This is a genomic window from Oleidesulfovibrio sp., from assembly GCF_047973035.1.
Classification (GTDB): domain Bacteria; phylum Desulfobacterota; class Desulfovibrionia; order Desulfovibrionales; family Desulfovibrionaceae; genus Oleidesulfovibrio.
On the sequence record NZ_JBKEBF010000044.1, the window covers coordinates 72,213 to 95,511 of the forward strand.

Sequence of the window (23,299 nt, forward strand, 5' to 3'; positions counted from 1 at the left end):
AAAAGACCTCGTAAATCGAAAATTTCGCTTGCATTGAGCTAAATTTTCGTCAAAAGATAGACCTGTCTCTTATAAGCCATATGCATTTTCCGAATGGAGGTTCGCAAGATGCGTCTACAGTTAGACTTATCTACGCCGACACGTCAAGCCATGTTAGAAGCTTGGCTTGTATCTCATGGGGTTAGCAAGGCTCAGTTGGCAGCTCATCTCGGTATCCATACCTCGTATGTGGGCAAAATTATTGCAGGCCAGCGTCGGCCAAAAGTCCATATCGAATCGCTGATTAAGCTTGGCGTTCCTGCAGAACTTCTTCCCACTCCGTGTGACGGACAGCCGGGGCCAAAGCCGAAGAAAGAGCATGTTGCATGACTCTTTGTATCGTGACCCTAGTGGCTGTCCTCTTTAGCTAACTGGCATCCAAGGGAAATTGCCTCTGGTCATTTTTGTTACCACATTTCGGCGAACCCAAGCTCCGAGAATCGGAAGGATGGTTTCTCATGACATCCACCAGTCGTAACCGTCGTACGTATGAAAACCTTATGGATCTGTTGCAGGATCTGGTGAAACACGCCCCCAACGGCCTGACGGCTGATCAGGTGGCGGAACGGTTGGGCAAGGCTTACCCGACGCTGATGAACGAGCTGAATCCCGCTATTGATTCGCACAAGTTCGGCCTGCAACTGCTCATCCCCCTTATGGAGATTGTGAATTCAGACCTGCCTGCACACTACATAGCCGGTGCGCGTGGAGGAGTGTTTGTGCGTCTGCCGAAAAGCCGGTGCGTGGAAGCATCGGCACAGCATCAGTGCTTGATTGCCGTGAAGGAATTTGGCGAACTGGTGGCCCAAACGGCGGATGCTCTTTCTGACAACAGGCTGACAGAGCAGGACCGGAAAGCAATCCTGCGTGAAGGGCATGAGGCTGTAACCGCCATAATGGCGCTGCTCAAGTTGATGGAGGTGGAAAATGGATAACTGCCAGCAGGTTCATCGAACCATCCATGCAGAACGGAAAGGTCCGAATCCCATTGAGCTGGCGTTTATTTCACAGCAGGTTGTGGAGTTTTTGTACCTGCGAAAGGCAAACCGCCTGTGGAATCTGCGAAAGGCCGCAGGGGCCAGCTTTGTCTTACAGCCTTGCGGGTATGCCTCTGTGCGTGGCGGCATGCCGGGGCAAACGCCGGTGCAGTAGCACGGTAGGAGGTGCCCATGCGCCTGCATCGTTCGGCAGTGTTGGCGGAAGAGGCCCAGTTGTTGGTCAACTCGTTGGAACGCTTCTGGAACCTGCGCGGGTTGCATGCTGCGGATAAAGCGGCACTGGTCAACATCCGGCAGGGGATGCAGCGCATCCGAGACAGGCACAGAGCCGTGCTGCAGCAGGCACGTAATGAGCAGAACGGTGTGGAGTGCGACGATGGGAACAGAGCCGGGGCAAGTACGTGCAAAGCAGGGCAAGCGGCAGGAGGTTCGTCATGGTTGCGTTGACCGATCCGTGGTTCATCGTGCCTCAGGTGGTGCTGTTGGCCGCTGCTGCCGTGTGTTTGTGGCTGGCGTGGCGCTTTCGCAGCGCAACGGACAACCGGCACCGGCAAGGAGACGATAATGCGTGATTATTGGATTCGCATGCTGATGGACGACAACAGCCAGCTGCATGCCCGCATTCAGGCAAGGGATGTGCGGGAGGTCGAATCCCGCATGGCGCGCAATCCGGCCATTGCCCATTGGCATTTTATGACGCCGGAAGAAATAGAGGCCTTTGAGGCTGAAAATCTGCACCTGTACTGGGTCAAGAATCCGGAAAGTAAGAAGGAGCAGCAAGAGGCGGAGGTTGTACATGAATCCTGATGTCATCACTTCATATACATGCCCGTTGTGCGGCATGCCCTATGCCGATGGTGAAGAGGCAAAAGAGTGTCTGGCCCGCTGCCGCAAAAGGCAGGCTGCCAGAAAGGCTCTCGCGCCGGAAGCAACTGCGCATGAAGTTTTGTCAGAAGAAATAGCGCTGGGGCTGGAGCGGGTGTTGCCGCAGCCGCACCTTATGTAGGCGGCTGCGGCGCTGTTGCGCTAGTCTGCCGTTGTTTTGCACGTGGTGGCCTGTGTGTGGATGGCGGCATACGCCGGTGCGGCATCGGGGATGTGTGCCGTAGTACCCATTTGCAGGGGAACGCTGTCCGGCAGGGCTTCCGCAAATTCCAGCAGTTCTTCAGACCAGCTGGCGCAGTCTTCCACTTCGTTGCCTATCAGGCACATGAGCGGAGCCAGCGGGTTGTCTTCCAGCTTCATCAGGTTGGAGAGGGCGCGCAGCGAGGCTGCTACATTATATAAGCGTGTGGGAACGTCTTCGCCTGCGTTCAGGTATTGGCAGTTGGTGTTCATGCGGCACCCCCTGATTGCAGATCTGCTGCAACGGTGGTGATGGTGTCGATAACGCCGGAGAGCAGGTTGTCAAAAAGGGGATCGGGGCAGCCGCGTTGTCTGCCCATGTTCAGATAGTGGGCAGCGGCAATGAGCGCCTGTGCGTATGTTGTGGTGTCTGCCGAGTGCTGCGGCTGTGCGGCAGGGCCGGAGAGTGGGCAAGCGGGGCCGTGGATGCGGCTGTCGCTTTCGTGGTGGATACGCAGTGCCATAGGGCACCTCTTCTGGTGTAAATGTCGAATGGGCCCTTTCTGAAAATAGAAAAAGGCCGGGAGCTTCAACACCGTCACCAGAACGGCCCATAAACTTTCCCCCGAAGGGGGCTGTATGGCTTACGGACTTGCCCTTCCAGATGTACTGGATGGGTGGGCCGTCGATTTGTATGAGAATGGAACGGGAGGAGTCACCCTTGATTTCTCATCCTCTGGCGTTTTTTCTCAGCAAAGCATTACATTGGAAAATAGTTCATTCTCTTCTTTAGGAAGCGCTTTGGGTGTGGAAGGCACTGAGGCAAGTGCAATACTTCAGGCGATGATTGATTAGGAAGTTTTGGAGATGTCTTAAGATATAGTCTGGTTCGTGTATGGTGCTAACGCCCCGTCCGGCTTGTTGCCGGACGGGGCGTTTTGGGCATGTCGGGTTAATTCGTTTTGTTTAGTTTTGTTTTTAACAGTGCAGCTGCGCCAGCCTTTGCAACCGCCACGTCATTTTCTACAGAGCTGCCGCTAACGCCAATTGCACCGATAATAACGCCATTACCATCCAGAAGGAGCTCGCCTCCTCCAAAAATTGCCATAGAGCCATCTAGCACTTCAATGCCGTAAAGAGGCGCTCCTGGTGCAGCAAGCTTACTTAATTCCAGCGTAGACATATTCAAGGAACGGGCAGTTCTTGCTTTGCGCATGGCGATATCAACACTGGCTAGAAAAGCTCCGTCCATGCGAACAAAGCTTTTTAAGTTTCCCCCTGCATCCACTATGGCAATGTTCATCAGGGTTCCTTGCTCCTGAGCCTTTGCGAGAGCCCCCTGCGTTACTCGTTGTGCCTGTTCAAGGGTGAGATCACCCTTCAGCATAAGCTTGGAAACATCGGCAGCACCGGCATGTATGCTGCTAAAACTAAGCACAAGAGCAACTACGAGCAGAACCTTCGATAAAAATTTCATGAGCGTGCCTCCTTCAGGTTAGTTTGTATTTACCATACGTGATAAGAGAGTGGATGCTCTTTTGTGTCAAGATATTTCGAGGAAAATATGTTGTGTAGCAGAATGTTGTTATGCGATTGCAAAAGCTCTTTCTGGTGAAATAATAATGGAAAAGCGTGATGAGTTTTTCAGTCTTCTCAGTCTATGATGATAACACGGCTTTTCTTGATTTCAGCTTGGCTGTTGTACAGTCTGACAGTGCTTCAATCAGGTTGACACAACATGTTCTTCGTTACTTATCAGGCTGATGGCTGAACCAGCGGGCTGCCTTCCTGCTTCATCTGGCAGGAGAAGGTGCGCATCAAGGCTGCGACATTATATAAGCGTGTGGGAACATCTCCATTTACGTTCTGATACTGGTAACTGCTGTTTGAGCAGCATCGTCTGATTGCAGTCTGCAACAACGATGGGATGGTGCTGATGACACCGGAGGGCAGGTTGTCAATAAAAGTAGTCGGGACTGCCGCGTTTGCCTGCCCATGTTCAGCGAGCTGCCAGCGGCAATGCTCGTCTGTGCGTATCTTAAGGGATGGGGTGCGTGGGGCAGGGGCGGAAGGTGGACTTGCTGGACCGAGGACGCAGATGACGCTTTCAGGCTGGGGACGTTATGTCAACCCGTACCCCCAACAGGCCGCAGTGCTGGCTGAATCCCCTGCTACTTCAACGTGCTTTTAAGACTACCTTGCCGTTGCCAAACAATACTGAGGAAGGCAAGACAATGTTGGGCAAGATAGATTTATATTGTTCCAAGCGGGAGCAGAAATTCAATTTGTTAGCGCTATTAACAAAATATAGTAGGTTTAACTGCTCATTCCGAAAGTACTCTGCCTCTTAAAAGAATAAGTCGGAGCATGTTACCAAAAAGGCACTAGGGTAAAAGCCATGCTGTCTTGCGGGAACATGAAAGTAACCAGCTTACCGCCAGTGCCCCGCTTCCGCTGATTACAATCCAGAGAGGAATCACCCAGCCAGGATGCCCTTGATACCAGCCGTACTCTTTCATCGGCCAAAGGAATATGGGATGTAGCAGGTAGATTCCTAAGCTGTGTCTGCTGATAACGCTGGCTATTTGGCTCACCTTTTTGGGCAAGTTTTCGCCGAAATACCGGCACAGCATAAACACCATAGAGGCTGCCAACACCACATTGAGCGTTTTATACGACATCCACCGGCCTATCGTGTATTCCTCGTTTGCCAGACTGTTACTGACTACGGCATAAATGGTAATGGACAGAGCGCTGACTCCAAGTAACGTTATGGCTGCTACGGTACCTGAAGTAATGGGGATTTTTTTATACAGGATATACCCGAGTGGCAGGTAGCCGGAGTAAAGCCACATCTGCCAACTCCACGGTCCGTCAATTTTGAGTAAAAACAGTAAGGTTGTAATTAACCACACACAGGTAAAAGCATAAATCCACTTGATATCAGCCTGTTGGATTGCCAGTTGAAAAAAGGGAATGACTAAATACAGCGGAATGAAATAATAGAAAAAACCAAGATGATAATATGTTTCATGACTCAGGCTGTCTGCCAGTACTGCTTTTACCGTCGTTGCGTCGAATCCTTGAGCACTCCATCCGGATAAATATGCGTAGAACAGTGACCAGACTATAAATGGGATCAGTACTTTGCTCAGGCGGCGCCGGATGTAGTAACGCAGATTGAAAGGGCGTGTGTCACTAAGAAGCAACGCTCCGGTAATCAAAATGAACACCGGTACCGCCCAGCGGCTGATGCTGTTAATGCTGACGGCAGTCACCCATTCTCCGAAAGAGATAATGCCCAGCTCATTGCGGTACGGCGCAAGTACATGGATGGCGATTACCGCAGTAGCTGCCAGACAGCGTGCTAGGTCAAAGAAAAAAATTCGTTTTTTCATCCTCTTTCCTGAATATGAGTGGCGAGTTTTCCACATGCTTGCTGTGAGCTTCGCAATTCGCACCACCTTAGTGATGTAAAATTAGCAGCGGTCTCGTTGCGGGCCTAGTGCCGGCCGGAATGTTTGACTTACTTATACACAATAATTCCATACCAGTCTTGGCGAGAGTGTGAAAGCTCACAGAAGAGAAATTACCATTGCCTCTGCAGCAGGTGACGGCCGGAAGCCTTTCGTAGGGGGGAGAATGTGAGGCCATCTTTCCTGTTTTGAACGAATAAGATGACAACGTTATGACAGAAGGCAGTGCGGAGCAGCGATACGGAAGAATTGAAATGTCCGCTGACTAGGTCGGGTGTCGATTGCAAGAAGGTAAATACGTATTGCGCGGATATTCCCGCAGAATAGCGCTGGCGCCTGTTCAAAAACTTTTGCCACAGGCTGCCAGTCCGTTGAAGGGGTTACTCTGCAGTATAGCTCCTCTTGCCCGGTATGACGCCTCGGACCCCGCCTGTAGGGTCGTCGCAGTCGTTTTGTCTTCTCGGGATCAGATGTATATGTGCATGAAAAATTGTCTGCCCTGCGTCGAATCCGTTATTAATTCCGATATTAAATCCTGTGACAGAACTGTCCTGCTGTTGAATATCGTTTTTAAGCTGCTGTAGCAGTACGTCTGCATCGGCTTTTTCCTGTTGCGTCAGGCTGAAGTAATCCGAAGCGTGTCGTATGGGGATGATAAGCAGGTGCCCCTGTGTAACAGGGTATTTATCCTGAATAGCAACGCAACTGCCATACGTAGCTACAACGTTTTCACCTGATGCCAGTCTGCAAAAAATACACTCAGGGCTTTGAGGCATGGATATCTCCGTAGCGGGGTTTACTGCTTCAGATATTGATGTCTGAGAGTTGAGGGCAGGTTATTTGTCAAGAACGCTACTTCGACGACATTGCTGAGTCAATATGCCGGTTACAACGTATTTGCCGGATTACAAAACAATGCGCAGGGTTTGGTGAAGGGCAAACCCTGCACATCAGGTCGTTGAGTATAATTTCCGATTACTCTGTATCGTACGTTGTTTTGATAAGTAGAAAGCTCCGCGTCCGAAAGGCGGGCGAAGATGAGACGTTGCCACACTTGCATCAGGGCGACTTTACTTTTACTTGCGTTTCTATTTTCTGGCAGTATTACTGCTCTCTATACAGGCTTTCTGCGTTCACTATTTTTCTGTAGGCATCCTGATTGACGGGGAAGTCCCATGAGCCACACCGTAATACGACTCTTCCGCCAAATCCTGTTTTAAAGCGGTAGAGGCCGTGAAACGGGTGAGCAGGGTTGTAGTTTGGCGGAACTGCCCCCATCTCATATGTTGTACAGCCTTTCTGGCTGCATAGTTGCATTGCTCTCCAGTGCATCAGGCTTGAGGCCATGTAGTTGCGCTTGATGTTGCCTGAAGCTCCATACAAAAAGTTAGCCGCAGTTTCCGAGATGCCGATAATAGCACCTGCCAGAATATCCGCCCCATGCTGCGCCAGTAAGAACAGTAAATCCGAGTTGTTGTGCTTTGCCGCAAGCCCGTGGAACATTGCGATGAAGTGTTCCTGATCGCATGAGCTGAACCTGTTCCGCTGCGCGGTCTGGTGGTAGAGGTTATGAAAATCCGGCAGGTTGTCTATGGTTGCCTGCCGGATTGTAACTCCTTTGCGTATAGCAAGGCGGATGTTATATCGGGTTTTCGGCTTCATATTTTCAAAAATTTCATCCTCACTTTTACCGATATCCACAACCAGAGAGCTGGCAACAGTCATGTCTTCGAACGACTTTCTGATGTTCCAGCATTCAGTACCGAAATTCATACGCATTTCCCGCACCCTTGGTTCAGGAAAAGCTGTCCAGCCTTTTTCTTTCATCTCGTCGGCGTACAGTGATTCCCAAGGCAGGTCATAGCGTATGAAAGCAAGGTCCGGCCCGAGTTCTTCAGTAAGGGCAAAGGACAGGTTTTCTAAAAATACTCCATACTGCTTTTCTGCCGGAGGCTTTTCCGGACCTTGCGGCACCATGGCTATTTTGTGTTTTCCTACTTGCTTTACAATAACCAGCATGTCGCCGTGGGAGTCGGTGCCTGATATGTCGTAAGCCTGAGTCCCGAGCCCAAGCCTGTTTTTTACCTCTGCCCAGTAAGGGGTCTGAAAGAGAATTTCTGATCGGTATAGTGCTGAAGTATTTTTTAAAGACAAGTTGATCACGTCGTCGTTCCTCTGGTTCTGCCCCTCGCGTTGTAACGGGCAAAGGGCAGGGCTGCTGACTTTATAACGTTATTTAAACCGGCATTACAGTGTGTAAAATCTTGTACGCTCGGGCTGATCAATCACCTTTTTTACTGTTACCTGTACTGATCCGCCCCCGGGACGGGCCCATTGCATTTTGTCTCCTTCCGAAAGTCCCAGCAGGGCACAACCTACGGGGGCGAGAATGGAAACGCATTCTGTCCCGGGGATGAATGTTCCGGGGTATACAAGCTTGAGTTCTTTTTCCTCTCCGGAATCTCCCAGCTGGACCCGCACTGTAGAGTTCATGGTGACAACTGTGGGGGGAATATTCTGGGGTTCTATAATTGTTGCCCGTGTAAGTTCATTTTCCAGAGCTTCCTGATGCGGAAATTCTTCTGCGGGGATTGTTTCGAGCAGATTCTCTATGCGTTCCGCGTCGATACTGCTGATTACAATAGAAGGTTGATTTGTCATGATTAATCCTTTGTAGTGCACGGCACTGATATAAATGTGGTGTAATAAAAAAGAGGGGGCGTACGCGTACGCCCCCTCTTAGTATGTAAAGAAGTGATGTCGCGGATATCAGGTTACAACAGCGCGGCAAAGCAAAATTGCTTTGTAAAGTTTTGAGGTAGTAAGGAGGCAAGTCATAAAAAATCCGCGAGAAGTCTCTCTTAATAATTTTAAGCAATGTTGTGGGTGTTGAGAACGAAAAAATATTATTTTGCGTAAGTAAAACGCTGTCACTATATCCTCTTGTATTGGTAAATGCAAATTGAAAAATAAATAAAATTAAAACTGCAAAATAAATATGTTGAAATAATTTTGAGTACGACGACTAAAAAAATCTTCTCAGTCAGTGCCTGCGCAGGGTCACAATAAAGCTAGATGATAAAAAATATGTTTTCTCTTTATAATCGACATTTTTTGGGTTTGGTGTGTTTGTTGATATAGTTGTGTGAGTTGTTGGTGCTCGTGTGCTGTTATTTACTATTAGAATAGTAAGACTAGTTTTTATTAGTATAGTGTGATGCTGTGTGGCGTTGATATGCATTGAATACGAATTTTTTGTTTTTTAACAATACGCGGAGAGTTATTATGCAGAACAATAAAGAAAAATTCAGTGAAGAGCTTGCGATTGACCTTTTGCAGCAGATTCCTACGCCTGTAATGGCCGTAGATACGAATTATAACATTATCTTCATTAATAAAGCCGGAGAGGCGCTGACTGAAAAGAACTTTGCAGAACTGAAAGGGCAGCGTTGTTACGATGTTTTCAACTCGAAGCACTGTAAAACTGAAGACTGCCGCATGCGGGGAGCGCTGCAGGGCGATGAACCGGTCACGGTACGGAATGAAATTTTAGTGAACGGGGCATCTATACCAATCGAATATACGGCAGGCAGCCTGAGGGATGCTCAGGGAAACATCGTAGGAGGGCTTGAGTATATTCTTGATATTACAGAACGGGTCCGACAGGAAGAGCGCCTTCGTGAACAAAGCAGGACTATTATGGAGATTTCCACTCCGGCCATAAAGCTGTGGGACAGAATTGTTGTTCTGCCCGTTGTAGGCGTTGTGGATTCTTTACGTGCTCAGCAGATGATGAACACGATGCTTGAAAAGATCATGGAGATTTCTGCTAAAGTTATTATTCTGGATATTCAGGGTGTTGCCGCTGTTGATACGGCAGTGGCCAATCATCTGATCAAGGTGGCTAAGGCGACCCGGCTGATGGGGTGCCAGTGCATTATCTCCGGTATTTCCCCTGCAGTTGCAGAAACGCTGGTACAGCTGGGGATCGATCTGGGTGATGTTTCAACCAACTCTACCTTGCAGGATGCGCTGTCAGACGCGTTTGCTCTGAATCATCTGACAGTGACAGCCAAGAAGTAAGCGTAATGAATATTGTGGAAAAATGCATGGTTGTGTCTACAGGTGAAAATCCTGATGCAAACGCCCTTGAGTGCCTGAGTAAAGAGATTCTGACACAGGTGCGCACGGTCGGGGCTAAGGGGGTGCTGCTTAACGTATCGGGCCTCAGCTTTGTGGATTCCTGCAGCTTTTTACTGCTGCGGAATATGGCCAAGGCCGTCTCGATGCTCGGGGCCCGTTTTGTGCTTGTCGGTTTTCAACCCGGAGTCGCATCCACTGCCGTTGATTTAGGATTGGACCTTGAAGGGCTGAACACTGTGCGGACAATGGAAGATGGTCTGGAGATGATTCGGGGCTTGTCAGGTGCAGGGTTGTTAGTAGAGGAGCAACCGGAAACGAAGGATGAGGACGTGCCAGCACTTATAGAGGAGAGTTCTGATGCGAGGGGGGCAGCGAGTGGTGAGTCAGGAGTTTGAAGTAAGTGAACCGGCTGACAATGCGCGTGTAGTGTGTGGCGTGCGTCATATGCTTGCGCAGATGGGGTTTGACAAGAATACGCAATACCTCATCGCTTCTGCCGTTTCTGAACTTGGAACAAACATTATCCGATACGCAGGAAAAGGGGCCGTTTCTATAAGCGACACCAATGAAGGGGGAGGAAGAGTTTTCACCGTAGTGGCAAAGGATTCAGGGCCTGGGATTGAAGATGTCCGGCTGGCGCTTGAAGAGCATTTTACCACAGGGCAGGGGTTGGGGTTAGGCCTGCCAAGCGTCAGACGCATCATGGATGATTTTGAAGTTTGTTCCGGCAAAGGGCAGGGCACAACTGTCGTTGCAAAAAAATGGGTAAGCAATCGATGCACCGAGTAGATGTCTATATGCAGGTTAAACCCTTTGCAGGCCTAATGGAGGAATCGGGCGATATAGGCTTTGTGCGCCATTGGGACAGATACTGTTTTTTCAGCTTGGTGGATGCTCTCGGGCATGGTTGTCGGGCAAATGGGGTGGCTATGCGAGCGCTTGCGGGGCTGGAACAGCATTTCAGTCAGCCGCTGGATGTTTTGTTGCACAGATTGCACCACACACTGGAAGGCACGCAAGGAGCTGTTGCGTCTGTGTGTAGGCTTGATCTGCAGACTGGCGTGCTAGAGTACGCAGGAGTGGGTAATGTCTGTCTGAAGCTGTTTGGTAGTAGCCGCAAGCGGCTGATGCTGAACGAAGGGGTACTGGGATACATGATGGCTACCCCGAAAGTCGGTCAGGTGCAGATGCGGACCGGAGACCTCTTGCTGATGAGTACAGACGGCCTGCGCGAACACTTTGATACTTTGGATTTTCCTGAACTGGAATCGGGCAGGGCGGAGCAGATTGTTAGGCGGTGTATGGAAGCGTTGTGTAAAGGTAATGATGATGCTTCATGTATTGCATTGAGGTTTGGCATACTGTGAAACTGGGCACTTTGAAAGTTACGACTCCTGCACTGCGGGAGAGTACTGAAAAAATAGCTTTTGTGGCTGACAAGCTGGGGTTTGGTGCAATTCAAACAGCCCGTTTGTGCAGTGTGTTCAGTGAATTATCCCGCTCCTGCCTGACAAACGGCGGATGCGCTGATGTTTGCCTTGAATTGCTTGAGCAGGAGATCGGTCATGGTTTGAGCATATCCATCAGGCCGTCTGCTCCGGTTGAATGGGCACAATCAGCAGGGCATTTCTTTGATGCTGTTACGTGTGAGGAAGGCGGCGGATGTACGCCGCAGTTCTATGGCTTTAAAGCGTTCAATGACTCATCACATTACCCCGAAGACTCTGCGATTTCAGAGGCGCGGACAAGGCTTTCTCAACTTTCCAGAGAAGAGTTGCTGTCTGACCTGCTGAGTAAAAATACCGAATTAAAGCGCCTTGCAAAGGAAGCTGAGGATGCAAGGCATAGCTCGGAGATGGCCCAGAAGGCTTTGGCAGAACAAGTAGACGAACTGGCGCGTGCAAAGCAGGACATGGTGGAGATGATGGATGCCCTTGCTGAGGCGAAGAAAGAGGCGGAGTCAGCTACGCGGGCTAAAAGCGATTTTCTGGCAAACATGAGCCATGAAATCCGCACACCCATGAACGCCATCATCGGTATGAACCACTTGTTACTGAAGACCGGACTAACTGAACGGCAAAGAGGGTTTGCAGAAAAAGTCCACGCAGCAGCTCAGAGCCTGCTGGGTATCATCAACGACATACTGGATTTTTCAAAGATCGAAGCCGGCAAGCTGGATATTGAATCCGTACCGTTTAATCTTGATGAAGTGCTGTTCAACCTTTCTAACCTTGTGAGCATGAAAGCGCAGGAGAAAGGCCTTGAGCTTTTGTTTTTTCAGGATAAGGACGTTCCTGCAAATTTAAAAGGTGATCCGCTTCGCTTAGGGCAGGTGTTGCTTAACCTGACGAATAACGCTGTAAAATTTACCGAACATGGGGAAGTGGCTGTCCGCATAGCGCTGGAAGAAGAATTTGACGACAGCGTTTTTATACGATTTGCAGTGTCTGACACCGGAATAGGGCTGACAGAAGAACAGCAGAAAAAACTTTTTCTTTCATTCCACCAGGCCGACTCATCTACCACGCGCCAGTATGGCGGAACAGGGCTAGGATTAGCCATCAGCAAGCAGCTGGTAGAGCTGATGGGCGGAACAATCGGTGTTGAAAGCAAGCACGGAAAAGGCAGTACGTTTTTCTTTACCGTACGTATGCAAAGAAGACCCGATACCAAGCTTTCGCGTAGCATGTTGCCTATGGGGCTTAGCGGTATGGATGTGCTGGTGGTGGATGATAATACGTCTTCGCAGATTGTTTTAGAAAGCTACCTCGCAGGATTTGGCTTGTATGTGGAGAAAGCTTCCACGGGGCTTGATGCTATCCGCAAAATTAAAACAAGAGAGCTGGAAGGAAGCAAACCGTATGACCTTGTTTTTATGGATTGGCAGATGCCGGGGATGGACGGATTGGAAGCATCGCGCCAGATACTGCAGCACGACGGTATCCGCCGACGGCCTAAAATCATTATGGTTACAGCCTATGGTCGAGAGGATGTGCTTAAGGAGGCCACTGAAATAGGCTTGAATGGTTTTTTGCTTAAGCCGCTTACAGAATCCATGGTGTATGATGCCGTGCTGGAAGTCTTCGGTAAGCCGTCAGCTCCGCTTATTAAAGGGCTTATTTCAGATATCGCTCCGGAAGGATTTGACTCTGTCCGCGGGGCGCGCATCTGTCTGGTTGAAGATAATGACGTCAACCAGCAGGTGGCAGCAGAAATGCTGCAGGAAGAAGGCTTTATCGTGGATATTGCAGAGCACGGAAAGGTTGCGGTGGATATGCTGACAGGTGAGAAAGTATATGATCCGCCATTCGAAGTCGTGCTTATGGATTTGCAGATGCCGGTGATGGGAGGCATCACAGCAGCCAGAAAAATCAGAGAATGGGAAGTGGAAAACAGGAGGGTTGCTGTTCCTATTATCGCCATGACCGCAGATGCGATGACAGGGGTTCGTGATGAGGTTCTGGCTGCCGGAATGAATGACTATTTGACAAAGCCTATCAATCATCAGGAGCTGTTTCGTGCGCTGGTTCACTGGATTCCTGCGGGCAAGCGTCCATTGCCGGAGCGCTATCGCCAGCTTCGCAACGTAGATTCATCTGATTGCAAGGTGTCTGAAACTGAGTTGCCGGACCTTCCCGGTCTGGATGTTAAGCAGGGGTTGGAACGAGTTTGTTCCAACGGGCAGTTATACCTGCAGCTGCTGCAACGCTATGTGGAGCAGTTCGGCACGTTTGTACCCGTGTTGCAATGCCAGCTTGAGCGCGGAGCGTTTCGGGATGCGGTGCTTGCAGTACATACTCTGAAAGGTGTTTCGGGGAATATAGGTGCTTTTGATGTGCAGCGCGCTTCGCTTGAAGTGGAACAGGCGCTCAAGCATGCCTCCGGAGGCGTTTCTGAGGCCCTGCTGACAGATCTTCAGACTTCGCTTGATACAGTTCTTGCCGGAATTTCAGAGAGTAACGTACTGGTCAGGCAAGGGGGGGCGGCTAAGCCGTCTTCTGGAACTGCCGGAGAATGCAGGAAGCAGACACTGAGCGAGCCCCAGCTTTTTGAATTGTTGCGTGAGGCTCTTGAAAAAAAAGTGCCAAAACAAGCCAAAGAGCTTTTGCATGCTTTGACAACAAGTAATCTTGAACCGGAGCATGTAACACTTGTAGAAAGCCTGTCCGGTCTGCTGCGCAGCTACAAGTTCAAGGAAGCTCTTACATTGCTTGATGAACATAACATTGTAGTCAGGGAGTCGTAACATGCTGTATGATTCCGGATGCGTGATTCTGGTGGTTGATGATACTGAAGCCAACATTGATATTCTGGTTGAAGCTCTGGGGGACACGTACGAAGTGCGCGTTGCACTTGATGGGCCTGCAGCATTGGAAAGCGTGAGCGGGGATAAACCTGACCTTATACTGCTGGACGTGATGATGCCGGGGATGGACGGGTATGAGGTTTGTCGCCAGTTGAAGTCTTCGCAAGATACGCGTGATATTCCCGTCATCTTTCTTACTGCCATGAATGAGAAAAAAAACGAGGCCAAAGGGTTGGCTCTTGGGGCGGTGGACTATGTGGGAAAACCATTTTCACCTGAACTTCTTAAGTCGCGCGTTAATAACCAGCTGGAATTGAAGAAACACCGTGATCATCTGGAAGACCTCGTAGCTGAACGCACCAGAGAGCTGGAAAAAACCCAGAGTGTTACAATCTGCAGTTTGGCAACGTTGGCAGAAACGCGGGATCCTGAAACTGGCGGGCACATTCTGCGCACCCAGCGTTACGCCCGTGAACTTGCAAAACAGTTGCAGCAGATTCCTGCATATTCAGAGCAACTGGACGATGAAACCATTAATATTCTGTACGCTTCGGCGCCGCTCCATGACATCGGGAAAGTTGGCGTGCGGGATGACATTTTGTTGAAAGCTGCCGCGCTTACGGACAATGAATTTGAAGAAATGAAAAAGCATACTCTGCTCGGCAGAGATGCTTTGCGTTCTGCAGTTGACCAGCTGGGCGACAATTCGTTTATGCGCCATGCTCTTGATATAATCTATGCCCATCATGAAAAGTGGGACGGTACGGGATATCCTGAAGGCCTGAGCGGTGAGCAGATTCCGGTGCTAGGCAGGATTATGGCAATAGCAGACGTGTACGATGCTCTAGTAAGCAGAAGGTCATATAAGCCCCCGTTCAGCCATCGTGCAGCTGTAGGAATCATTGCCGATGGTAAAGGAACACACTTTGACCCGCAGATGGTTGATGCCTTTTTTACCGTAGCCTCTTCCTTTAAAGATATAGCTGAAGAATACGCAGACTCTGAAGAAGAACGAGATATCTTACTGTCCGAGGACTTGTAGATTACCCTGAATTATGTGTGCGGCATCATTGTTATGTTGCTGCGGTTGATGAGTTTTGTCTTCCACTTTCTGTACGGGCTTTTGCTTTTATACGCGCCTGTCTTTTCCTCAGTTGGTAGCCTTACTACTGACGTTGCTCCGTCTTGCCCTTCGCAGTAACGGGCAGAGAGTGTGATAAAAACTCTAACATAAAGCACGCCGGAGCGATTTCGTGCCGTCTTGATGATGGATACTGTATGGTGCCGTGATATTGCCGTTCGTTACGTTAACCCCTTTTAAATGTGCTTTTCTTTCGTGTGCGTTGAAAGTGTAACGTAAAATAAAAGAAAATAAATGCACGGGATGGTAACTTCAATGTGCTTACTATGGTTTTTTACTGTTTGTGGTTCAGTAGAATAATCCGGAAAAGGCCGCAAGGGAGTACGTATGTCACTCAAACAGTTGTTTTCAGTCTCAATCGTCGTGATGCTCTTATTGTCTTTCGCTGTTGTCGGGGTGTTTCTGAAATACGGAGACGCCGTGTCTTCCGAGAAAGAAGCTCTGGTTGAGCAAAAAAAGGCGATAGCACTTTCTGAAGAAATGGCGGGTGACTCCAGAGGGTTGACGGAGAATATCCGCCTGTACGGCCTCACTGGCGAAGTTCGTTATAAAGATGCGTACATGCGTATTTTGGATGAAAGTAACGGTAAAGTTGCCCGCAGTGACGGGACCGTATTTTCCTTTATGGAAAAGGTTGAGAACTTTGGGGTTACTAAAGAAGAACTGAAAGCACTGAACGATGCGAAGAATCTTTCAAACGGACTGGCGGTCATTGAAACGGAAGTGATGAATGCCATTGATGCCCGTATAGCTGTAACCGGCGGTGGAAAGGCGTATAGAGACAGAATTGATCCGTCTACTGTTCAGCAACTGGTCAGATTGTTTGATGATGAATACTACCTTTGGATAGGGAAGATTGGAGAAGCTGTCGGACGCTTCAATAAATCTCTGTTTACCAGAACGGGTAAGCGGGTTGCTGAGAGTCAGAAGAATGAAGATAAAATGAGTCATTATTTTTTTGCTACTTTGGGAGTCTTCATTGTTTTTAACATCAGCCTGCTGATACTCTTGTGGCGCAGCATCTCCCGCAGTATCGGCGGTGAGCCTAAACTGATGGAAGAGGTCGCAGCCGGCATCGCTGCGGGTGATCTTTCTGTAGCAAACCGGCTGAACAGGGCTTCTGCACAAGGTGTTGCCAAGGCTATGCTGGGGATTAACGACAGCCTTGAGCGGCTGGTGCAGGAGATGTCCGGCTCGCTTGATCAGATTAAGCAGGGCAAGTTGCGTATGGCTTGTGATGAAAGCAAGTTTACCGGTGCGTACAAGGGGCTGCTTGCGTCAACCAATCAGTTGATGGCCAATATTGTTTCTTATTTTGACCTGATTGCGACTCCGATTATGTGCGTGGATAATAAGTACAACATTCTTTTTATCAACAAAAAGGGCGCGGAGCTTGGCAACAAACAACCCACACAGTTGCAGGATACCAAGTGTCACGACTTGTTCCGTACCGATGCCTGCCAGAAGAGTGATTGTATTTGTGACAGGGCGATGAAAGCCAACGGCGTTACGTCGGGAAGTACGGTTGCTCATCCTTTGGGTAAAGAGATGCTTATTTCTTATTCTGCAGCGCCGATTAAATCTGACTCGGGCGAAGTCATCGGCGCTTTTGAACAGGTTTTCGATGAGACTGCCATCAAATCCAGTCAGCAGAAAATGATGCAGGTTGCCGGTAATGCAACCAATATTGCAGACAGACTTGCCTCCGCCGCGGAAGAGCTGTCATCGCAGGTTGAACAGTCCAGCAACGGAACTGATACCCAACGGGAGCGCGTTGGCGAAACTGCTACCGCGATGGAACAAATGAACGCAACGGTGTTAGAAGTGGCACAGAACGCTTCGTATGCTGCCGATAATGCGGAAAACAGCAGAACCAGTGCCCATGAGGGGAGCAGCGTTGTGGGGCAGTTGATCGACTCCATTCAACTGGCAGAGAGAGCGGCCAAGGGGCTTAAAGAACATATGGCTCAGCTTGGTGACCAAGCTCAAGGAATCGGCGGTATTATGAGCGTTATTTCAGACATTGCAGACCAGACGAACCTGCTTGCCCTGAATGCTGCCATTGAAGCCGCCCGTGCAGGGGACGCCGGACGGGGCTTTGCCGTTGTTGCAGATGAGGTTCGCAAGCTTGCAGAAAAAACGATGGTCGCCACCAGCGAAGTAAGTAACGCCGTCAGTTCGATTCAGAACGGAACACAGGTAAGTATTGCTTCAACAGATCAGGCTGTAGAGGCAATCATGCGCAGTACGGAATATGCGAACAACTCACAAAGTGAACTGGCGAAAATCGTCGGTTATGCGGAAACAACAGCTGATCAGGTTCGGGCTATTGCCACCAGCGCAGAAGAACAATCCGCTGTGGCGGAAGAAATTACCAGAGCGACAGATGAAGTTAGCCAGATCGCTTTTGATGTTGCACAGGCCATGCAGCAAAGTAATCAGGCTGTGCGGGAGCTTGCAGAGCTTGCAGGAGAACTGCGGGAGCTGATCAGTGAGCTGACAGATAAATAACAGCCTCAGAACTGTCTATAAAGCCCCGCATTGTGCATGTCGCAGTGCGGGGCTTTTGCATTATATAACTAGCCGGATTGAAGCGGACCTTGGTAATGCAGGAATATTTCTATGCGGATTACGGTGTGGCCGTTTGCGGTGCCTGCAAGGTGAAAGCCGTTATCTTGAATGCTATGGCCTTGCAGTGTTAGCGGTGCGGTTTTAAACCTGCCAAGTCCCATATGTTCCGGTGATCCGGTACGGACTATATCCAATCTTCCCGTTATCCCTTCACCGCGTTGCCGTAGTTCGCCTGTAAACGAATTATGTGCGGTGGTTCCTTGCAGAGTGCCGTGTTGCAGGATTGCCGTCCCCGTTTCTTCATAGGTTCCGGCTACGCATCGTATCTGGTAGTTCCCGTCTCGCGGCAGGCTGCTGCTTTGTTCTTTTGTAATGCTCATAGGCTACCCTGTAGCGCATTGCATTCATATTGTCTCGGTTGCAACCTTATTTTTGTACCGGTGTTTCGATTTGCTTGTGGGCAAGACGTCAGCTATAGGTGGCTGGACATACTGATTGTAAGTGCATAAGCACATAGAGCCGCCTGTGCGGTATTATTTTTCAACAAGGTGAGTGAAATGAGCAATAATGAACCGGATAAGATTATTTACTCCATGGTCAGGGTGTCCAAGCGACACGGCCAGAAGGAAGTTCTTAAGGATATTTCGCTTTCGTATTTTTACGGCGCCAAGATCGGCGTGCTGGGCCTTAACGGTTCCGGTAAGTCTTCGCTGCTGAAGATTCTTGCCGGAGTCGATCAGGCCTTTGACGGTAAGACTGTTCTTTCACCGGGGTTTACCATCGGCTATCTGGAGCAGGAGCCGCTGCAGAATGAAACCCGCACAGTACGCGAGGTTGTGGAAGAAGGCGTAGGCGAAGTAATGCAACTGGTGAATGAATTCAACGAGATCAATGCCAAGTTTGCAGAGCCCATGGAACCGGAAGAAATGGATGCACTGATTACCCGTCAGGCAGAAGTGCAGGAACTGATGGACGCCAAGGGGGCGTGGGACATTGATTCCCGCCTTGAGATGGCTATGGACGCGTTGCGTTGTCCGCCTGCTGATACTTCTGTTTCCGTTATTTCCGGTGGTGAAAAACGTCGCGTGGCTTTGTGCCGTCTGCTGCTGCAGAACCCCGATATCCTGCTGCTTGACGAACCCACCAACCATCTTGATGCAGAGTCTGTTGCATGGCTTGAACGCTTTCTGCAGAGCTTCCCGGGCACAGTCATCGCCGTTACCCACGACCGTTACTTCCTTGATAACGTTGCGGGCTGGATTCTGGAACTTGACCGTGGCCGCGGCATTCCGTGGAAGGGCAACTACTCCAGCTGGCTGGAAGAGAAGGAAAAGCGTATTGCCACAGAAGAACGGTCTGAAGCAGAACGTAAAAAGACCCTTGAGCGTGAACTTGAGTGGATTCGTATGTCCCCCAAGGGGCGTCATGCCAAATCCAAGGCTCGTATCAACGCATACGAGGCTATGCTGAGCCACGAGTCAGAAAAACATTCCAAGGATCTTGAAATCTACATTCCCCCGGGACCGCGTCTTGGTAAAGTAGTTGTTCAGGCTGAAGGTCTTTGCAAGTCCATGGGCGACAAGCTGCTTGTGGATGGTGCCGATTTTATTATTCCGCCCAACGCCATTGTAGGTATTGTCGGACCTAACGGCGCCGGTAAGTCTACCATGTTCAAGATGCTGGTAGGGGAAGAACAGCCCGATGCCGGTACTCTTAAGGTAGGCGAGACTGTAACGTTTGCTTACGCCGATCAGGGACGTGGTTCTTTGGAAGCCGGTAAGACCGTGTTTGAAGTGATCAGTGAAGGTTATGAAACCATCAAGCTGGGCAACAGGGAAGTGAACAGCCGTGCTTACTGCTCGCGCCTCGGACTTACAGGCGCAGACCAGCAGAAAAAGGTTGATGTTCTTTCCGGCGGTGAGCGTAACAGAGTTCATCTTGCCCGTATGCTTAAATCCGGTGCAAACGTTCTGCTGCTTGACGAACCTACCAACGACCTTGATGTGAACACCATGCGTGCACTTGAAGACGCATTAGATAACTTTGCAGGTTGCGTGATGGTTATCAGCCACGACCGCTGGTTCCTTGACCGTATTGCAACCCACATCATGGCTTTTGAAGGTGACTCGCAAGTTGTCTTCTACGAAGGCAACTATTCTGAGTATGATGCAGACAGAAAGCGTCGCCTCGGCAAAGATGCGGATCAGCCTCATCGCATCAAGTACCGCAAGCTTACCCGCTAAGTTGCAGCAGCTGTAATGCTGCGTTGTACAATAATAACGAGAGGGCGCCCTGGCGTCCTCTCGTTTTGTTTTGGCTAGCCACTTAGGGCAGACTGCCGTCCGAAGTCTGTATTTCAGGTAGTTGCTCTATGTTGATAACACACGAACGCTTCAGTTCGTTGTAACGTTTGTATTCTTTTGCGCTGAGTATGTATGTGACAGGGATATCTGCCAGGCCGTTTTGCAGGTATTGAAAAACCCAATAGGCCCTTAAAGCCGCAAGTTGCAGGTTTGTGACAGCTGCTCCTTTTTGCAGGCTAAGGCTTACTACGTCGTTTGTTTCCGGAATACTGAACGTTGTGTCAATTTGGCCCATGCTTCCGTCATAGACTGTAACCGCTTTGCGTACACTTTTGTCTGCCGTTCCGTGCAGGGTAATGGCAATGGGGTGCGCAGGCTGCTTTGCATAGGCGTGGCGGACTGTCATGATAATTCTTTGCAGACCAGCCGAAGAGCTCCCTCTGTAGCCAGCATTTGTAAAAAGTATTTTGTGCGTTGTGGTTAGGGGACTACCTGCATGAGCAAGGCTAGAGGGGGCTTGGGTGGTATCAGTGAAGGGGACTGTGGGGACGAGGCTGGCGGGCGTCTGGAATTCTGTTTGGGTTGGTGCGTGTGTAAGAGGAATGGCAGAGGAGTGCAACAACAAAGCCAGATTCACAGGAAACATAATGCAAAAAGTAAAACGGGCCAGTGGACAGCTTTACTGTCATGCTTTGTCATGGCTTGTACAGCAGGCGTAAACAGCCTCAGGCGGATAAGCAGCTTTTCGTACCAGTGTAATGGGGGCATTACTCCGTAAGCGGAGAGCATTGGGTAAAACTGTTTGTTCTTATTATACGTAACGAAGTTACGCACGAGATCTATAACAAGGAACAATGATACTGTGGCTATGAATAACGTGTTGGAAATAAATGAAAAAAGTGTAGCAAGAATAGGGAAGAGCGAAGCTATGATGCGGGGCCGCCAGGGAGAATCCGGGACCAGATGACCTACCCATACGTTGCCGAGCGAAAGGAACGTCGCCAGAAGGATTGCCCATAGGATCGTTAAGATGTAACTAAACTGCATCGTTAGCCCTTTTTATTTTTATATAGAGCTATCGATATAGGCTTTGTATGCAGAAGGCAAGAGAAAAACCGGTCAGCTGGGCTGACCGGTTTTGGGTATTTTGATGTAGTGTGACTAGTAGCGTTCGAAATCCTCGTCATCGCTTAGTACGATGGGGCTGGCTCCCTTTCGCGTAGCTGGTGTTTCCGGCAGTTGCGGGGCATACCCACGGCTGCCGGAACTTCGATGTACCGGGCGCGTAGTTGCTTGTACGTCGAATCTTGTCGCAGTGCTCGTTGCAGTGTCTGTTTTGAAATAACTGACCGTTTGCAGAAGTTGTTCCGCTTGCGACGAAAGCTCCTCACTGGTTGAGGCCATTTCTTCTGCAGCAGCAGCGTTATTCTGTACAACCTGATCCAGTTGCTGCACTGCTTTATTGACGTGTTCAACGCCTGTGGCCTGTTCCGCTGTTCCTGCGGCAATGTCCTGCACAAGGTCAGATGTTTTCTTGATCATGGGAACAAGTTCTTCCAGCAGTCTTCCGGCCTCTTCTGCCACCCTCACGCTGGTTCCGGAAAGGTTGCCGATTTCAGCGGCTGCCTGTCCGCTGCGCTCAGCAAGCTTGCGTACCTCTGCTGCCACAACGGCAAATCCTTTGCCATGCTCGCCTGCACGGGCTGCTTCAATGGCAGCGTTCAGGGCCAGCAGGTTTGTCTGGCGGGCAATTTCTTCAATGATGGCAATCTTGCCTGCAATATCCTTCATTGCAGATACAGTGCTGGTAACGGCGTTTCCGCTTTCTTCTGCACTTATGGCTGCCTTGCGGGCTACGCTGTCTGTTTCTGCTGCATTGTGAGCATTGCGCTGGGTTGTGGCTGCCATTTCTTCCATGCTGGAGGTGATTTCTTCTACAGATGCCGCCTGTTCAGTTGCGCCTTGAGACAGTGCCTGGGCCGAAGCGGAAAGCTGCTCACTTCCGGCAGCAACATTGCCTGCGCCGGATTCGATTTCACCTGTAATTCCCTTGAGCTGTTCAGTCATCTGGCGCATAGCATCAGCCATCTGTCCAACTTCATCAGCTTGGTTTACGTCAATCCGGGCTGTCAGGTCGCCATCGGCAATCTGGCGGGTATAATCAATACCTTTGCGTAACGGAGCTACGATGCCGCGCGAGATTACCGTGGCAGCGATAAGACCTACGATAAGCGAGATAAAACCGACTACCAGAACAACGGCCTGTGTATTGGTGGCAGCGTCGAGCATCTGCTGATCTGTCATAATGTCATCCGCTGTGGTGTCGCGGACGGCAAACAGAATTTCCTGTACTTTTTTCAAAGCAGGAGTCGTTTTTTCCACAAAAATACGTCTGGCTTTTTCCATACCGGCCATACGGTCATCGTGCATGGCTATTATCGCGTCCAACGATGCGATAGTTTGTTTGGCGATGGGAACAATTTTTGAATGATACTGCCGCAGTGCTTCTGCGTGTTGACCTGCTCCCACAAGGCCTTCGAGGTCATGCCCCGCATGATGCAGTTGCTCGTGCGCGGGAATCATCTGCTCGATTGCAGCGGCCAGCTTCGGGTCTTTAGTGTGCAGTTGCTGCAACCCTTCGCTGTTCAGCCATTTGCCAAGCGCACACTTTGCAGGGTCAAGTTGTACACCAAGCGAAGCGCGTGATGGGTCGGATACTTTGACCATGACTGCATTCAGCCAATATAGGTGGTCGGCTTTTTTGTCGCGGAGGAAAGCTCCGAGTGAAGAGTCTGTAGGAGTATAAGCGGCCTGAATATCCAAAGCAGAATTATGCAATTCTTCATGGGGGCCTTCAATGGCGGAAAGAAGCGGGGCTATACGAGGTACAAGCTTTTCTGCCTGTCTGCGCTCGGGGCCGTACAACCACTTACCGAAAGCGCATAATTTGTGGTCTGTCTGAGCGGAAAGTTCGTTGACGTTGTCATCGTTAAGAAGTGTCTGCACCTGTTCTGCCCATTTCAGGTGGTCAACAACCCGCTGGACAACATCGCCTCGTAGCTTATTACCTTCGATTACCTGCTGTGCATTGTGGACGATGGTGCCAATACCGAAATACGACCAGCCTGCAACAACAACTACCAGTGCCAGTACCAGCCCGAAACCAGCAGCAAATTTACCTGCCAGCCTGATGTTTTTCCAGCGCATAATTGCCCCCTGAACTGTAACAAAAAACGGGTGTTGTGGTGTGTTACGTT

26 protein-coding genes are annotated in these 23,299 nt (G+C 49.9%); 16 read left to right on the forward strand and 10 right to left on the reverse strand.

The features are described 5' to 3' along the window. The first annotated feature begins 108 nt into the window (after positions 1-108). From ACK5LI_RS16430 to ACK5LI_RS16460, 7 genes are all read left to right on the forward strand, one after another. Positions 109-369, forward strand: coding sequence for a helix-turn-helix domain-containing protein (locus ACK5LI_RS16430; RefSeq protein ID WP_416951375.1), 261 nt, complete (start codon positions 109-111; stop codon positions 367-369). Positions 370-497: 128 nt separating this feature from the next. Further along, on the forward strand, positions 498-974 hold the full coding sequence (locus ACK5LI_RS16435; protein WP_416951377.1) for a phage regulatory CII family protein: 477 nt from the start codon (positions 498-500) through the stop codon (positions 972-974). Next, a complete protein-coding gene (locus tag ACK5LI_RS16440) occupies positions 967-1,191 on the forward strand; it encodes a hypothetical protein (protein WP_416951379.1) in 225 nt (74 codons plus the stop codon). The genes ACK5LI_RS16435 and ACK5LI_RS16440 overlap by 8 nt, the downstream gene beginning before the upstream one ends. A gap of 17 nt (positions 1,192-1,208) precedes the next feature. Further along, positions 1,209-1,484 carry a hypothetical protein gene (locus ACK5LI_RS16445; RefSeq protein ID WP_416951381.1) on the forward strand — a complete coding sequence of 92 codons (276 nt, stop codon included), beginning with the start codon at positions 1,209-1,211 and terminating at the stop codon, positions 1,482-1,484. After that, the gene (locus ACK5LI_RS16450) at positions 1,472-1,609 is read left to right on the forward strand and encodes a hypothetical protein (RefSeq protein WP_416951383.1); all 138 of its coding nucleotides are present in this window, start codon (positions 1,472-1,474) and stop codon (positions 1,607-1,609) included. The genes ACK5LI_RS16445 and ACK5LI_RS16450 overlap by 13 nt, the downstream gene beginning before the upstream one ends. After that, complete coding sequence (locus ACK5LI_RS16455) at positions 1,602-1,844, forward strand: hypothetical protein (protein WP_416951384.1); 243 nt, start codon at positions 1,602-1,604, stop codon at positions 1,842-1,844. Before ACK5LI_RS16450 ends, ACK5LI_RS16455 begins: the two co-directional genes overlap by 8 nt. After that, complete coding sequence (locus ACK5LI_RS16460) at positions 1,834-2,043, forward strand: hypothetical protein (RefSeq protein ID WP_416951386.1); 210 nt, start codon at positions 1,834-1,836, stop codon at positions 2,041-2,043. Before ACK5LI_RS16455 ends, ACK5LI_RS16460 begins: the two co-directional genes overlap by 11 nt. A gap of 20 nt (positions 2,044-2,063) precedes the next feature. Here the strand turns inward: ACK5LI_RS16460 and ACK5LI_RS16465 are convergent, their stop codons facing one another. Continuing rightward, positions 2,064-2,375: a hypothetical protein gene (locus ACK5LI_RS16465; RefSeq protein WP_416951388.1), complete on the reverse strand. Its 312-nt coding sequence runs from the start codon at positions 2,373-2,375 to the stop codon at positions 2,064-2,066. Then, complete coding sequence (locus ACK5LI_RS16470) at positions 2,372-2,626, reverse strand: hypothetical protein (RefSeq protein WP_416951390.1); 255 nt, start codon at positions 2,624-2,626, stop codon at positions 2,372-2,374. Before ACK5LI_RS16470 ends, ACK5LI_RS16465 begins: the two co-directional genes overlap by 4 nt. Before the next feature lie 115 nt (positions 2,627-2,741). On the opposite strand from ACK5LI_RS16470, the gene ACK5LI_RS16475 reads away from it, so the two are divergent. After that, positions 2,742-2,957 carry a hypothetical protein gene (locus ACK5LI_RS16475; protein WP_416951392.1) on the forward strand — a complete coding sequence of 72 codons (216 nt, stop codon included), beginning with the start codon at positions 2,742-2,744 and terminating at the stop codon, positions 2,955-2,957. Positions 2,958-3,054: 97 nt separating this feature from the next. On the opposite strand, the gene ACK5LI_RS16480 is transcribed toward ACK5LI_RS16475, so the two are convergent. From ACK5LI_RS16480 to rnk, 5 genes are all read right to left on the reverse strand, one after another. After that, entirely contained in the window at positions 3,055-3,579 is a 525-nt protein-coding gene (locus tag ACK5LI_RS16480) for a GlcG/HbpS family heme-binding protein (protein WP_416951394.1), read from the reverse strand. A 907-nt stretch (positions 3,580-4,486) separates the two neighbouring features. Next, positions 4,487-5,500, reverse strand: coding sequence for an acyltransferase (locus ACK5LI_RS16485; protein WP_416951396.1), 1,014 nt, complete (start codon positions 5,498-5,500; stop codon positions 4,487-4,489). Between the two features lie 458 nt (positions 5,501-5,958). Further along, the gene (locus ACK5LI_RS16490) at positions 5,959-6,354 is read right to left on the reverse strand and encodes an HIT family protein (RefSeq protein WP_416951398.1); all 396 of its coding nucleotides are present in this window, start codon (positions 6,352-6,354) and stop codon (positions 5,959-5,961) included. Between the two features lie 328 nt (positions 6,355-6,682). After that, the gene (locus ACK5LI_RS16495) at positions 6,683-7,741 is read right to left on the reverse strand and encodes a lipid II:glycine glycyltransferase FemX (RefSeq protein ID WP_416951400.1); all 1,059 of its coding nucleotides are present in this window, start codon (positions 7,739-7,741) and stop codon (positions 6,683-6,685) included. An 84-nt stretch (positions 7,742-7,825) separates the two neighbouring features. Beyond that, positions 7,826-8,239: a nucleoside diphosphate kinase regulator gene (rnk, locus tag ACK5LI_RS16500; protein ID WP_416951402.1), complete on the reverse strand. Its 414-nt coding sequence runs from the start codon at positions 8,237-8,239 to the stop codon at positions 7,826-7,828. Positions 8,240-8,863: 624 nt separating this feature from the next. Between rnk and ACK5LI_RS16505 the strand changes: the two genes are divergently transcribed. The 7 genes from ACK5LI_RS16505 to ACK5LI_RS16535 all read left to right on the forward strand — a co-directional run bounded on the left by ACK5LI_RS16505 (position 8,864) and on the right by ACK5LI_RS16535 (position 17,679). Continuing rightward, complete coding sequence (locus tag ACK5LI_RS16505) at positions 8,864-9,661, forward strand: PAS domain-containing protein (RefSeq protein ID WP_416951404.1); 798 nt, start codon at positions 8,864-8,866, stop codon at positions 9,659-9,661. A gap of 5 nt (positions 9,662-9,666) precedes the next feature. Then, entirely contained in the window at positions 9,667-10,116 is a 450-nt protein-coding gene (locus ACK5LI_RS16510; RefSeq protein ID WP_416951406.1) for an STAS domain-containing protein, read from the forward strand. Then, positions 10,100-10,510 carry an anti-sigma regulatory factor gene (locus tag ACK5LI_RS16515; protein WP_416951408.1) on the forward strand — a complete coding sequence of 137 codons (411 nt, stop codon included), beginning with the start codon at positions 10,100-10,102 and terminating at the stop codon, positions 10,508-10,510. The genes ACK5LI_RS16510 and ACK5LI_RS16515 overlap by 17 nt, the downstream gene beginning before the upstream one ends. A gap of 8 nt (positions 10,511-10,518) precedes the next feature. Further along, the gene (locus ACK5LI_RS16520) at positions 10,519-11,088 is read left to right on the forward strand and encodes a SpoIIE family protein phosphatase (RefSeq protein ID WP_416951410.1); all 570 of its coding nucleotides are present in this window, start codon (positions 10,519-10,521) and stop codon (positions 11,086-11,088) included. Next, a complete protein-coding gene (locus ACK5LI_RS16525; RefSeq protein ID WP_416951412.1) occupies positions 11,058-13,967 on the forward strand; it encodes a response regulator in 2,910 nt (969 codons plus the stop codon). Before ACK5LI_RS16520 ends, ACK5LI_RS16525 begins: the two co-directional genes overlap by 31 nt. Before the next feature lies 1 nt (position 13,968). Beyond that, complete coding sequence (locus ACK5LI_RS16530; protein WP_416951414.1) at positions 13,969-15,069, forward strand: HD domain-containing phosphohydrolase; 1,101 nt, start codon at positions 13,969-13,971, stop codon at positions 15,067-15,069. A 426-nt stretch (positions 15,070-15,495) separates the two neighbouring features. Then, the gene (locus tag ACK5LI_RS16535) at positions 15,496-17,679 is read left to right on the forward strand and encodes a methyl-accepting chemotaxis protein (RefSeq protein WP_416951416.1); all 2,184 of its coding nucleotides are present in this window, start codon (positions 15,496-15,498) and stop codon (positions 17,677-17,679) included. A 68-nt stretch (positions 17,680-17,747) separates the two neighbouring features. Here ACK5LI_RS16535 and ACK5LI_RS16540 read toward each other — a convergent pair whose 3' ends face one another. Further along, positions 17,748-18,119 (reverse strand): GrlR family regulatory protein, encoded by a 372-nt coding sequence (locus ACK5LI_RS16540; RefSeq protein WP_416951418.1) that lies wholly within the window; start codon positions 18,117-18,119, stop codon positions 17,748-17,750. 177 nt (positions 18,120-18,296) lie between these two features. Here ACK5LI_RS16540 and ettA point away from each other — a divergent pair, with 177 nt between their 5' ends. Beyond that, positions 18,297-19,982, forward strand: a complete 1,686-nt coding sequence (ettA, locus tag ACK5LI_RS16545) for an energy-dependent translational throttle protein EttA (RefSeq protein WP_416951420.1) — start codon at positions 18,297-18,299, stop codon at positions 19,980-19,982. Between the two features lie 82 nt (positions 19,983-20,064). On the opposite strand, the gene ACK5LI_RS16550 is transcribed toward ettA, so the two are convergent. Then, positions 20,065-20,448 (reverse strand): hypothetical protein, encoded by a 384-nt coding sequence (locus ACK5LI_RS16550; protein ID WP_416951422.1) that lies wholly within the window; start codon positions 20,446-20,448, stop codon positions 20,065-20,067. A 755-nt stretch (positions 20,449-21,203) separates the two neighbouring features. Further along, positions 21,204-23,249 (reverse strand): methyl-accepting chemotaxis protein, encoded by a 2,046-nt coding sequence (locus ACK5LI_RS16555; RefSeq protein ID WP_416951424.1) that lies wholly within the window; start codon positions 23,247-23,249, stop codon positions 21,204-21,206. Between the last annotated feature and the right edge of the window lie 50 nt (positions 23,250-23,299).